Origin of the sequence: Candidatus Desulfosporosinus nitrosoreducens, from assembly GCF_030954495.1 — a bacterium.
Lineage (GTDB): Bacteria > Bacillota > Desulfitobacteriia > Desulfitobacteriales > Desulfitobacteriaceae > Desulfosporosinus > Desulfosporosinus nitrosoreducens.
This window is the reverse complement of record NZ_JAVHUW010000082.1, coordinates 182,972-195,555: the sequence shown is the minus strand read 5'-3', so window position 1 is coordinate 195,555 and position 12,584 is coordinate 182,972. Positions and strand designations below refer to the sequence as shown.

The window sequence follows — 12,584 nt, the reverse complement described above, 5'->3', positions numbered from 1 at the left end:
TTAAATTCCTGTTAATCTTTAAATTATTTACAAGAAAACCAGACCATTCCATAGTTATTGGAACAATCTGGTGACTATCAACTAAACATGTACCCTCGAACGCAGATAGAAAACATTGCGCCTGTCCTTAGCGTGTATTGGACTTTGTAAATGGATCTAAACGTTGCACTAAACCCTGTAAGGTTTGTTCATCAGTATTCGGGAGCATTCCGGAGCCTTGTTCACCGAGATTTACCAATGGGCAATTAGCTTAAAATATTTTGACTAGTACTCAACAACTGGCCAGACTTATCTGGGCGCCTTCTTGAGCTTAGCGGGATGCTGGGTGGGCGGGAATGATCGAATATCAGGGCTGGAGGCGGAATTGATACTCTGGATTACTATGATGAAATAATATAATCACTAAGGATGTCTTGTACACTGTTGGCAAAAGAATCAGCCGCACCCCAGTCAAAATTAAAAATCATGCTTTCTGAACTGCCGGTAGCTATCGACCTGACATCCGTTTGTCCATGAATATTGTCAATTATTACGACGAGTGCCACCCTATTATTCACCCTCATGTAATATTTTTCAAATATTAATGTCCCAATGTAAATCCCGTTACCCAAATCATGAGTTTCCTCATGTACAAGTTCTGCATTTTCATTCTGCTTGACCAAATCCAATGCTTCAATTGGAGAAATGCTTATTTTAAAATTATATGTACTCATTTTTTGCCCCTCCTTTGAAATGAAAGTCACTATTTTCAAGTTATCTTGTAAACTTTTTCTCAACCAATCTTCTTATTCACACCCCTCGACCTCCAGCTAGCCTTTATACGCGGCGGGCTATTTCTTCTTGTGTTAGTCTGGCGGCGCGGGTAGACATGATAATTTCACATAGATGAGTGACAGGATGTTTCAGTTTGCAGAATAGTAAATTCTCGCCCCAAATGGTATGAGTCCAAGTTTAGCAAATTTAAAATGTTGGAGTCCAAACGGAATACCGATAATCGTTATACAAAAAAGTATACCAATAATTAAATGAGCTACAGCAAACCCCCAGCCAAAAACGATCAGCCATATTATATTTAAAAATAATCCCCCTGCTCCGAAGTTGCCAAGTTCTATCTCTTTTCCAAAGGGCCACAATACAAATAACACAATCTTGAAACATTGCACGCCAAATGGTATCCCGATAATCGTAATGCACAAAATCAGTCCTGAAATACACCAGGCAATACAAGCTATTAATCCGCCGCATAAAAGCCAAATAATATTGCCAATAATATTCATTGTTATCCCCCACTCATACCAGCCTAGTACACTGTCAACTTTTAAACTGTGGATCGAGTCGCTTAAGCTTAATTCGTGCAGCATTAGTTGTAAATTGCCAATCAACACCTTTTTGGGGTTATTCCTTGTAGATTCCCATACTGTTAATTCATCACGAAGGAGCTTTAAAGACGGAATTCTACGACCCAAGCATTGACGAGTCATCACGCCGAGTTCAATTTCAACAATATTCAACCAGCTACCCATGTTTTGGTGTGTAATGGATTTTTCCGGTCCGGGATTTAAGCGTGTTTATTTCAACCGCAATAACAGGTGGCATCCGATCTAAGGTAAAATCATTCATATTATTGTCCGCCCATTTCAGCGCTATATTTCCAGAATATGTGACTAAGCCCGGAAGTGTGAGAACCATGCAGAGGTTGTCCCAAAATCGACAACGTTGTCGATTTTGGGACAACCTTAACCGGCTCTTCTTGGGAAAGGAATGTTAAGGCTGTAACCTCAAGACAGGCAACGGTTTTTTTATCTTCTTTTCACTTCCGTTTGGGCATTCATCAGGATATGTATTTAAGCTCCATGAAAGTATATTTATCTCAACCTTCCTTAAGTTCCCATTTATCTGGCACAACATCAACGCCGTGGTTTCTAAGTCGTTCGACCAACTGGCGCTCCCTATCCGGATCGGTCCACCAGATAGATTGCCGACTTACCTCAATAAAAAACTTAAGATTGATATGGTTGATCCTATCAAAAAGAAGATTAGAGTTAACCATGTCCACATTTTCTTTAACCGCCCCGACTCATTTGCAGTAACAAAATAGGTATCCATAAATGAACTGCTAGAGTTATCTTCCTCTGAATGCACGTAGGTTATCCCGTCAATAACTTTACCCATTACACCACTTCCTTTGGGTTTAATTATCTCGTAACTTAATTATCTCATAACATTAAAGTAGACGCAAAACCACCAGTATTGCCCACCACACTCTCTTTCTTTTATTAAGGTTAAATTACTAACTCCTGCCCTATCTGGGTTAGTTCAGCAATCCTAGTTAGGGAGCCTTGCATTTTTTCCCTGAATCTCCTTGTGATTTCAGGACTGTCCCCGAAGTGCATGGGAACAAAAATCTTCGGTTTAAGCTCCCGGATGAAGTACTCACCCCCTGCACCGTAGTTTTCCTCCAGCCTTGGGTCCACGGGGAAGAAGGCAATATCTATGATCTCTCCCTTCAGGTGTTGGACCTCAGCCTTAAAATCTCGTTCAGCTTTAGCCATCTCCTCCGGAGTATCAATCCAATACCACCAATTCAGATCTCCGGCATGAAAGATGCGCATCCCATCCGCTTGGACCAGAAATGAAACGCCGATATCCGTAGAATTAAAGGCCTTAACTTTTAGGTCACCCAGTTCCAGTTCCTCATAAGGCGACAGATAATTGATGTTTTTGGCTGATTGGGAAATGATATTTTCCCGACTAAAGACATCCTGAATATCCACTCGATCCTTTTGCCATTCCAGAATCGCCGGATTATAATGGTCGGGGTGGCTGTGGTAACAAAAAACCACAATCTTTTTGGGACTTTCTTTAATTATTGGTTGAACAGCACCTTGATAATAATCAAATATCAGCAGATGCAGATCCGTTTCCACCAGAAAACCACTGTGATATAAATATTTAATTCGAATCGTTGGTGTCTCCATTGTTATCACCTCTTAACGATTATACAATAATTATGGATACTGGAAAATTAGTCTAGCGGAAGAAAACACTTAGTAGAGGAGGAAGATTTTACATGGAGTTTCGCTTTGACCATAACAACCTCAATGTCCTTAATCTGGAAAAAAGCCTAGAGTTCTACAAGGAAGCCCTAGGCCTGAAAGAGGTGAAAAGGTACCGGCAGCCGGATGGCAACTTTATTCTCGTTTATCTCGGCGACGGGGTCACTCCCCACAGCTTAGAGCTAACCTGGTTAAAGGAAAGAACTACACCCTATAACTTAGGAGAAAATGAATTCCACCTAGCTTTTAAGGTCAATGATTTTGAGGCCGCCTATGCACACCATAAGACTATGGGCTGCATCTGCTACGAGAATAAAGAAATGGGCATCTACTTCATTAATGATCCGGATAATTATTGGCTGGAGATTATCCCTGCAGTAAAATAATTCTCTCTATCGAGGATTATAATAACCAAGAATCCTTGGCAGGCTTATATGATATGTCTCCTCCAGGGATTCTTGGTCTATTTTTTATTACATAAACCTTCAATAGAAGTAACGCATGGGTTGATGTTACCGTATTGAAATAACAATGATGTCACATCGAAGTGTCTGGAGTTGCCAAAACATCGACTTTGCAAGCACATTAATTGTTCATCTTGACTGTTCTCTAATCGATCCAAATCTGTATCTACATTACTAGAACTTTTTTGCATCAGGACCCATCCAACATGAGGATCGGACTTAAGTATCCGTAATCGTTAGGTCAACGAGATTTTTACATCCCTTGACCTCAGTGGTTGATGCTTTTACCAATTTTTCGATTTTAACCGTTAGTTGTTTAGCTCAATCTTAAATTTCAAATCTTCTCTCAATTCCACATTATTTAGCGCTGTTGTGCTAACAGTATATTTCTTGTTTGGATCTAATGCTGTAAAAGCAATTGTGAATTCGTTGGGGTTCTGTTTGTCTTTCCGTTTAACATAGGTTTTAGGGATCAATATTTCCCCAGTATTATCTTTGAGAAAAAATTCAGTTGCCTGAAAATAAGGGGCTTTACCTTCTGCTGTGAAATTAATAGTGGTAGTGTCATTTTCTGTATTGATTTCATTAATAATCAGCTTCCCAAATCCACCTTGGGGAAGTTCAATAGGATATACTCCATCAATTACTTTGTTTATTTCTACAGGCTTCTCAGTTTCAACATTTTGCTTTGCTTCCTTACCATCCGCATCCATCTTCACACCGCCTCCGGCTGAAGGGATAATCTTACAGGGCACAATGGTTAAATATTTAGGTATATTTTTCATAGTCTCATAATCCATTTCACTGTGGAAAGTCTGCGTTGTTAAGTTACTGCTTCCTCCGCCAATACCTTTCGGTATTAGCTCTACTCCCTCATCATCAAAAGCGAGCCAGTAATTATAATCAAAGATACTATCTTTTAATTGTCTATTTTTATCCGTATAATTTCCGCTGAGCAAAATAGCTGTATCAATTGGTGAAAAGACTACTTTGTCGATAGTCACCTTACTATCTGGAAAATCAACTACTTTTTCAGGGTTAAATACAGTGCTATGTTTAGTTAATTCGTCCTTAGACACACTGAAGGCAAAATCCCATTTCCCTTTTATGCCCTTGATGTCATTGATATCAAAATCGACATTAAATCTATCTGAGTTTTGGGGCAAGTTAGTGTGAAATTCTTCACTGCCCACATAAGTATTGTCGTCTTGATAATTCCCCATACCACTGCCTTCTCCTGAAACAACTTTTCCATTTATCTTTAAGAATCTGGAAATCCCTAGTACCTCTAAATCATTAATTTTTTTAGCACTTTTTATTGTATATCCTATAATCAATTTTGAATTATCCGCAAGGGCTTCATTTATTGTTACTGTTATCCCATTATCCGTTACACTTTTATTGATCATTTGAGAGTATTCAGCATAATTTCCCTGATATCCAAATTGGCTATTAAGAGCTTGGCTGATCGAGTTCAAGATAGGAACATTTTCTGCAAAGGCAGGATAAGCTGTGCCGATTCCAATTAAGCACACTAACCCAACGGCAACCGCCGTAGAACAATATTTAAATAATCTCAAACTAAAATTGCCTTTAATCCTTTTATTTAAATGTTTTTTAATCTTTTCTTTTTGAAACTGTGATATTTCATCACAATCTAGATCATTTAACTCACTTTCGTTTTCCTCAAAGCTTACTTGATTAAATAACTTAAAGATATCTTTTTCCTCAAGATTAAAATCTTTGTAATTCATCTTATATCTCTCCTTTCAAAGAAATAAGCTTTCCTTTTAAAAACTTGCGTCCTCTTGAAAGCCTTTTATCAACTAAATTTCTATCAACATGAAAGGTTTTAGCTATACTTTCAATTTCTTCAAACAAGAAATATCTTCTGATGAATATTTCTCGATCCTCATCTTTCATATCAGATATTGCCATTAATAGTTCTTCTCTGTTTTCCTTGGAAATTACTATGTTTTCCGTACTTTCTTCGTTAGAGAAAGTAAAATCATGAATACATTCCGTAGTATTTAGTTTCAATAGCTTTCTTTTGAAGTCAATCGCTTTGTATTTCGTTACCGCAGTAATCCAATATTTAAAATTACCTTTACTCTCGTCAAAACTTTGAATATTGTTCCACACTGACCAAAAAACTTCATTAACACATTCTTCAATATGTTGAGAGTAGAAACTTGTATTCAAAACACTACGTACAACTTTAAAAACCAGATTGCTATAACTGTCAACTACAAATTCCAAAGCCCTACTCTCTCTCTTTTTCATTTTCAGGATAAAGTTAGTTTCATTTAATTCCACCCTTTAACCTCCCTCTTTTCAGTTAAGAAACTTCTCACTTTCTAATACGAAAGAACAAGTAATTATCTGACAAAATTATTGTTGATTTATAAAATAAATATGGTTATGAAAATCTCAGAATTACAAGTCCACATGAACAACTTCTTGACTCAATTCCGTAAACAGGCTCACCAAATTAAGATTTTTGGGGGCAAAATTTAGTAAAAATATTTAAACCGCAAAACCGCGGCCATTGTTAAACCTTATCTAGACGTATAATAGAGTGTCTAATTGATTTCAGTTTCTATTAAATAATCAGGTAGAAAACTCCTTTATTTCGAAATTGAAATTAATCTTGGATCAATATCCCCTCAAACCTGCGTATGCCTATGTTTTTTAGTGATAAGCGGTGGAAAAATAGCCTGACATAAAAACTGACATAAAAATTCGCCCAGATCTTCAGCCAATGAAAATCTGGGCGAATTTATCGTTATTAAAAAATCCTTCACTTGCAACGTATTTGATGTGCTTATTTATACTGTTTTGGGAATCAGCCTTTTGAATTGGTCATCTGAAAACAAAAATTATTGGCTAGTCTTTTCTCGCTTTCCTATTAAAACACCTCTAATTTGCCATCCTCAATAAACTTTTTCATTTCATATAATATTTTTTCTTCATCCATCGTTACGATTTCCCGGTTTTTCATAATCAAATTACCATGTACAATCATATGCTTTACATCATTTCCGCAAACACTTTCAACCAGTGAATTAACTAAATTTTGCGTTGGGTAAATATGTGGCTGCATCAAATCAATACCTATCAAATCAGCAAAGTAGCCTTCTTTAAGTTTGCCGATATTGTCTGAAAACAAGGAATTTGATCCACCTTGGGTGGCAATTTTTAAAAGAGTTTTTGATGGCATAATTTGATAATCGGCACTTCCTGTTCCAATAACCGCATTCATAATTCCTCTGAATAATCTCATATCTTTAAATAAATCTAATCCACCATGACCGCTACCATCTGTGCCAAATCCTACAGATATATTATTAGCAAGTAATTGCGGTGTTCTTGGCACTCCTTTAGCACTATTACTAAATGGACAATGTATAACTTTAACATCGTGATTTTTAATTATTTCGATTTCTGTTTCAGAAAGAAAAATACAATGTGCTGCTATAAACTTCCCAATTAGATTATTTTTCTCCAAATATTCAAATGGTCTTAGTTGATATTTTTCTATAAACTCAAATACTTCACTGCTATATTCATTCATATGCGTTTCAACAGGGATATCTCTTTTTTTTGCTTCAGAAAAAACCGCTGTTATCATTTCTTCAGATGCTACTGTTAATGAAGGTACCGAAAAAAAGACTTTCATTCGCTTATGTTTATTTTCATACTTATTGTAGAGATCGATAAGCCTATCTATTCCTTCTGTTACAGTAGTTCTTAATGATTCTGGGGCAAAGGGATTGTCATTTGTCATATATGTGAGTGCACAACGTAAACCAGACTTTTCGTAAACAGATGCAAAGTTTTCAACATATTTGCCGCCAATATCTACAAAACCAGTTGTTCCGCTTTTAATCATTTCCAAAGCTGCAATTTTGGAACTTAATTCTGATCCTTCCTCCGTCAATTTGCTTTCGTGAGGAATGTTTATTCTTTTCCAAATAACAGGACGTTCATCTAATAGTCTACCTCTTAAAAGTTGTTGGCTTGTATGCAAGTGTCCATCAACCAGACCTGGCATCCATACAATATCTTTACCGTCTATAAAATTATCAGATGTATAGTCGTTTTCCAGGCAATCAAATATTGATTCGATTTTCCCATTATTTATGGCAATATTTTTACCTTTTACAATAGCAAAATTTTCGTTTAAAAAACTTGTATTCTTAATTAAGATATCACAGTTCATATTTTCTACCCCTTTTGAAGTTGAAATAGTTTCCATATAGCAATTGCAATCGGAAATATTGCAATTGCTAATTTTAATGGTTTTTGAGGAATTTTATTTACAACGAGACTTCCGGATACTACTCCAATAGAAAGAGCTATACTACTTAAGATAAACAAATACATAATTGAATGGGTATTGGATTTTAATGTATATCCTACAAAAGCCGGAAGCGCGATAAATACTGAATCAAACAACGCAACTCCAATGGCAACACGAGCATTTAACCCTAACGCAACCAATAACGGCATAACTAAAACTGGACCACCTGCTCCGGAAAATGAACATATTATGCTTGTTAATAAACCAAAGGTTACAACAAATATATTGTTTGATAATATCTTATTAGGTGAATCATTTCTTTGGCTTTTAGGACTTGTGTATGTTCTTACAATAATAGATATTCCTGATAGAAGAACAACAACATATAATATTACTATAACTATACGTTCAGGAATAAGCGAATTTAAGAAAACTCCTATGATAGCCCCAACAAAACTTCCAATTCCCATCACACATGACAATTTTAAGTCTAAATCACCTTTTTTATAATAAATATACGAAGCAATAATCCCTGCAATAAAAAAAACAAAAAAGCTGACTGAAAGGGTAGCGGAAGCGTTCAATTTTAAGCTTTCATGATAAAATATTGGAAGTAAAAATCCAGAAACACTTGTACTTCCAAGTAAGAATCCGATTATGATATTAACAACAATAATAGTATTCATTGCAACCCCCATTACCCATATTCCCCTGAAAAACTAAGGAACTTTTGTCTCAAAACACCCCGAAACAAAAAGGAATTCATTAGGATTTTGTGGGAATTCAGAAGTGACCAAACAAGCAAACTCCACAACAACCCTTTAAAGAATTCCTTTATCTGTGATTTCCAAAGGGGCAGCAAAATCCTTTTCGAGAGGTACTTATCTTTAGATAGCTTTTTCCACGCTTAATTTTTCTTTTGCATTTAATGCTTTAAAATTTTCCTTTATTTCTTTAAAATTGAAGAGCAAGTTAAGCAACACAGCAATAATCACTGTACATATTACACCACCTGGCAAAATATCTTTCACAAAAGTTGGCATCTGTGATAAAGCTGCTTGTTTTCCATTAAATGCAACACCTACTCCTACAGAGATAGCTATGGTTATTACGTTTCCATAATAATCTAAATTAACTTGTTTTAAATTGATAATGCCAGCTACCAAAACGGAGCCACAAATTGCTAAAATACCTGCGCCAAGCACACAACTTGGGATTATAGTAATAAAAGCTGCTGTTTTAGGAATTAATCCAAAGGCTACTAAAATAATACCGCCTACGAAAGTTGTCCATCTTGAGCGTATTCCTGACAGCAATAAAATTCCTATATTTGAAGAAAATGATGTTAGGGAGAAAGAATTAAACATACCTGAAAATGCAACACATATACCTTCTGCTCTTAAACCACTAATCATTCTTTTAGTCGGCATAGGTGATCCGCATAAGTTTGATACTACACTGAAACAGCCGATAGCTTCGATTGAGTTGATTAAGGAAACAATTATAAGCAAGAGATCGGCGTTAATGTTTGTGAAAATAGGGGCTCCAAATTTGAAAGGCTGAGGCAATCCAATCCATCCGGCATTAATTACAGGAGCAAAATTTACAATTCCAGCAAAGATAGACACTACAAAGCCAATTAATATCCCGAACAATATAGCGACACTTCTTAATTTTTGATTTACGAATCTATATAGTAACACAATTGCCAGTAATGTAATAAGAGCTATCCAAATATTTTGGGCATTACCATAACTAGGTGTATTAGGAACTCCAACTATATTGTTTAATGCAGCATTAAATAATGATGAACCGACCGTTAATAGTAAGCACCCTATAACAATTTTGGAAAACAATGAAGACAGTCTTCCAAGTATAGGAGCAACTAAAAAAGCAACTATACCAGCTATAATTGTGGCACCAAAAACAGTTCTTAATGCCACAGATTGATCAATTGAAAGGCCCGAGCCGCCTCCGGCGATATTAGATGAGAGATTATTAATTATGAGCAAAATTGGTGCTACAGATGCCATACCACACCCTAAAACAATGGGTAATCTTATGCCTAAATATCTTTTTAAACCAATCGATTGAAAAGCAGTGCATATACCAGTTGCAAAACATGATGAAGCAATCAAAATAGCCATCACGTTTAAAGGCAATTTTAATGCTCCCGAAACAATAATCGGAATTGCAATTGAGCTTGCGAACATTGCCAACACCTGTTGTAATCCCAAAACAGACAATTTACCTATGCTCATCATTTCATCTGCGGGTGTGTTCTTAACTTCATCAAGATAATTTGAATTTGACATTTCTTACTCCTCCTTTGTTTATTAATCTATAAGCAATTGCGAAATCTCACAATTGTTGATTCGCCTAACTTTTCACCCGTTAGGCTTTTATATTTTCCTCGGCTTTGAAACAACGTTACCACACAAAATAATAAATCACAGAGAAGAAAATAAACATGTTTTGTCTTAAGACGTTCCAATTAAAGAAGACTTGATTCAGGTGGGGTTTTAACTCCATCTGAATCTTAGTCGCACTTATCCAGGGACTTAGCCCGCTCTTAACTCACCGCTTGCCGAAGCGGGAGTCTTAGAGCGGATTAGTCAGCGGATAAACTTGGATCATTGGCGGACCTTTCCGTTTTTTTCTATCCTTAAATTCATTAATGAGGGTGACAAGTAACTGCTATTTGTACCATCTGACAATTTAATTCAATTGTTCCGATTACCACCACCTTTAGGTTATTTACTGAAGTTCCCCATCCGGAAATTATTAATTTCTTTAAGGAAACTAGAGACCACAATAAGTTATTTCTATGAGAATTTTATCTCCAATATAATAATAAAAAATGAATTATTTCTTCTAAAAATTTTAAAAAATTTTTGTCTGGAAAAAGTCCTAATTAAAATTGAATTCTCAATATACTTATCTCTTATTTTGATCAGCTGCAATAATATTTAGAGTCTTTTCCAATGCTGACCTAATCTCACCGCTATTTAAGTTAATAATATACAAAAAGAGAACATCGATAATGGCGAGTTGAGTTAAACGATCCGTTGTTCCAGTAAATAGGGTTTCACAATTATTTACACCCAAAAGTTTATAATCACTTATTTTAGCCACAGGTGAATTTTTATTGCTGGTTAGGGAGATTATTGTAGCCCCATTTTCGCGAGCTAACAGCAGAATATCATAAAGGTTAGCCCCCATACCTGAAAAGTTGAATCCCCAAAAAACATCCCCAGGTTTCGCTAATGCTGCTTTCATTCTCTGCTCTCGTTGATCAACAATGACAGCAGAAGATAAGCCCATTCTGAAGAGTTTATAATTCAGATCCACAGCAATTGGCAATGTTCCTCCAAAAGCAAACAAATTAATAAATCTGGCTTCCAGCAACTTCTTAGCAATGTTTTCTATTTCTGTATGGTTAAGATTCGCAAAAACCTCATTTATAGCAATAATATGCATTTGCCGGACTTTTTCGGATAACGTTTTTATGCTGCCATCGTTATCAATATCTTTTATTTCGTTTTCTACTTTAGTAAGCGAATGTATTTTAGAAAGGGCCATATTTATTTTAAATTCTTGAAATCCGGTATAACCCAGCTTCTTACATGTTCTAATTATGGCTGCTTCACTTGCTCTTATTTTTTCAGCCAAATCAGTGAGAGTGTACCAAATAATCTCAGATTCATTTTTAATTATATAGTCAACGATTTTCTTTTCTATATTCGTCAGTAAATCATAATTTTCTCTCATGGCAACTTCAAAATTTATCTCTTTCTTACCGTCTATCCCCAATGGTTACAACTCCTTGTTTAAGTCTAACAAATACTTCAATACTTATTAGGCAGCTCAGCTTGTCCTTAATGGAGCAATTATATTTTATGAAAATATTTTATATTCACTTATAAGAATATTATACTGTAATAAATGTATTTTTTCTACATTTTTTTAAAATCTATTAATTTTTTCTTCATTCTCATGGGGCCGGAGGAAGTCATTGTGTCCGGCGCAAATATGGCAAAAAATTAGCGGGCATGTGCCTTCGATCGTATTCGCCTCAAGACTAGTTATCTCTCCGGAAAAAATGTCAAGAAAATTTGCTCCAAAAACGATTCGGACGAATACCCGCGCACATCTCTCTGAAATATATAAGAATCACTTCTTAAAGCCACCAATAACATATCGGCCTTAAACACAGTGTTCGCTTCGGTATGTTCGTCTCTGTTCATCTCCGCGAGCAGCTGAACGACGATTTCCTGCAGATTGAACTTAAAGTGACTATTCTCTAGTGCTCCCTCTTCAACACCTGCCAGCAACTGAAGTTTTTTCTCACGAAAACGCATAAAAAGGCTGAGCACCCCTTTTAAACGCTGACGCGGTGTAGCGGTCTGATGCTGTTCCAAGTATCTATCAATGTCCTCGAAGAGCAGCAAGATGTTGTCTTTAATTAAATCCAGACACAACTCACTTTTGTTTTTATAACGACGGTAAAGAGTCCCCGAACCAATTTGAGCTTCCAGCGCAATTTGGTTCATACTGACTTGCTTAACACCCTGTTGTGCAAAAAGCTTAATTGCCGCATCTAATATTCTCTGACGATTTTCAGCAGCATCGCGGCGTTCTTGTCGCACCTTGGTTTCTTCCCTACTCTTCACGACTTCCACTCCCAATAGTAAAATTGTAAATCTCGTTGACAAGTGGAGATTTCTCCGTTTATAATAAGTGGAGACTTCCCCACTTATT

The 12,584-nt window shown here is 36.1% G+C and carries 11 protein-coding genes; 1 reads left to right on the top strand and 10 read right to left on the bottom strand.

Translation table 11 applies throughout. From position 1 onward, the window contains the following. Positions 1-380: 380 nt before the first annotated feature. The 3 genes from REC12_RS23675 to REC12_RS23665 all read right to left on the bottom strand — a co-directional run bounded on the left by REC12_RS23675 (position 381) and on the right by REC12_RS23665 (position 2,978). Entirely contained in the window at positions 381-713 is a 333-nt protein-coding gene (locus REC12_RS23675; RefSeq protein ID WP_308898475.1) for a DUF6054 family protein, read from the bottom strand. Between the two features lie 189 nt (positions 714-902). Beyond that, complete coding sequence (locus tag REC12_RS23670; RefSeq protein ID WP_308898649.1) at positions 903-1,277, bottom strand: YccF domain-containing protein; 375 nt, start codon at positions 1,275-1,277, stop codon at positions 903-905. Between the two features lie 1,005 nt (positions 1,278-2,282). Continuing rightward, positions 2,283-2,978: an MBL fold metallo-hydrolase gene (locus REC12_RS23665; protein WP_308898474.1), complete on the bottom strand. Its 696-nt coding sequence runs from the start codon at positions 2,976-2,978 to the stop codon at positions 2,283-2,285. Positions 2,979-3,070: 92 nt separating this feature from the next. On the opposite strand from REC12_RS23665, the gene REC12_RS23660 reads away from it, so the two are divergent. Beyond that, the gene (locus REC12_RS23660) at positions 3,071-3,442 is read left to right on the top strand and encodes a VOC family protein (protein ID WP_308898473.1); all 372 of its coding nucleotides are present in this window, start codon (positions 3,071-3,073) and stop codon (positions 3,440-3,442) included. 386 nt (positions 3,443-3,828) lie between these two features. On the opposite strand, the gene REC12_RS23655 is transcribed toward REC12_RS23660, so the two are convergent. The 7 genes from REC12_RS23655 to REC12_RS23625 all read right to left on the bottom strand — a co-directional run bounded on the left by REC12_RS23655 (position 3,829) and on the right by REC12_RS23625 (position 12,496). Continuing rightward, positions 3,829-5,274 (bottom strand): DUF4179 domain-containing protein, encoded by a 1,446-nt coding sequence (locus tag REC12_RS23655; protein ID WP_308898472.1) that lies wholly within the window; start codon positions 5,272-5,274, stop codon positions 3,829-3,831. A 1-nt stretch (position 5,275) separates the two neighbouring features. After that, positions 5,276-5,836 (bottom strand): sigma-70 family RNA polymerase sigma factor, encoded by a 561-nt coding sequence (locus REC12_RS23650; RefSeq protein ID WP_308898471.1) that lies wholly within the window; start codon positions 5,834-5,836, stop codon positions 5,276-5,278. Between the two features lie 592 nt (positions 5,837-6,428). Then, positions 6,429-7,742 carry an amidohydrolase family protein gene (locus REC12_RS23645; protein ID WP_308898470.1) on the bottom strand — a complete coding sequence of 438 codons (1,314 nt, stop codon included), beginning with the start codon at positions 7,740-7,742 and terminating at the stop codon, positions 6,429-6,431. A gap of 5 nt (positions 7,743-7,747) precedes the next feature. Continuing rightward, complete coding sequence (locus REC12_RS23640; protein WP_308898469.1) at positions 7,748-8,521, bottom strand: sulfite exporter TauE/SafE family protein; 774 nt, start codon at positions 8,519-8,521, stop codon at positions 7,748-7,750. Positions 8,522-8,710: 189 nt separating this feature from the next. Then, complete coding sequence (locus tag REC12_RS23635; protein ID WP_308898467.1) at positions 8,711-10,138, bottom strand: uracil-xanthine permease family protein; 1,428 nt, start codon at positions 10,136-10,138, stop codon at positions 8,711-8,713. A 622-nt stretch (positions 10,139-10,760) separates the two neighbouring features. After that, positions 10,761-11,636: a MurR/RpiR family transcriptional regulator gene (locus REC12_RS23630; protein WP_308898465.1), complete on the bottom strand. Its 876-nt coding sequence runs from the start codon at positions 11,634-11,636 to the stop codon at positions 10,761-10,763. Between the two features lie 272 nt (positions 11,637-11,908). Then, positions 11,909-12,496, bottom strand: coding sequence for a TetR/AcrR family transcriptional regulator (locus REC12_RS23625; RefSeq protein ID WP_308898464.1), 588 nt, complete (start codon positions 12,494-12,496; stop codon positions 11,909-11,911). Positions 12,497-12,584 lie beyond the last annotated feature (88 nt).

Bases quoted from the DNA above. Each gene is read 5' to 3' on its own strand.
- REC12_RS23675 (WP_308898475.1), bottom strand. From the start codon at position 713: ATGAGTACATATAATTTTAAAATAAGCATTTCTCCAATTGAAGCATTG.
- REC12_RS23670 (WP_308898649.1), bottom strand. From the start codon at position 1,277: ATGAATATTATTGGCAATATTATTTGGCTTTTATGCGGCGGATTAATA.
- REC12_RS23665 (WP_308898474.1), bottom strand. From the start codon at position 2,978: ATGGAGACACCAACGATTCGAATTAAATATTTATATCACAGTGGTTTT.
- REC12_RS23660 (WP_308898473.1), top strand. From the start codon at position 3,071: ATGGAGTTTCGCTTTGACCATAACAACCTCAATGTCCTTAATCTGGAA.
- REC12_RS23655 (WP_308898472.1), bottom strand. From the start codon at position 5,274: ATGAATTACAAAGATTTTAATCTTGAGGAAAAAGATATCTTTAAGTTA.
- REC12_RS23645 (WP_308898470.1), bottom strand. From the start codon at position 7,742: ATGAACTGTGATATCTTAATTAAGAATACAAGTTTTTTAAACGAAAAT.
- REC12_RS23640 (WP_308898469.1), bottom strand. From the start codon at position 8,521: ATGGGGGTTGCAATGAATACTATTATTGTTGTTAATATCATAATCGGA.
- REC12_RS23635 (WP_308898467.1), bottom strand. From the start codon at position 10,138: ATGTCAAATTCAAATTATCTTGATGAAGTTAAGAACACACCCGCAGAT.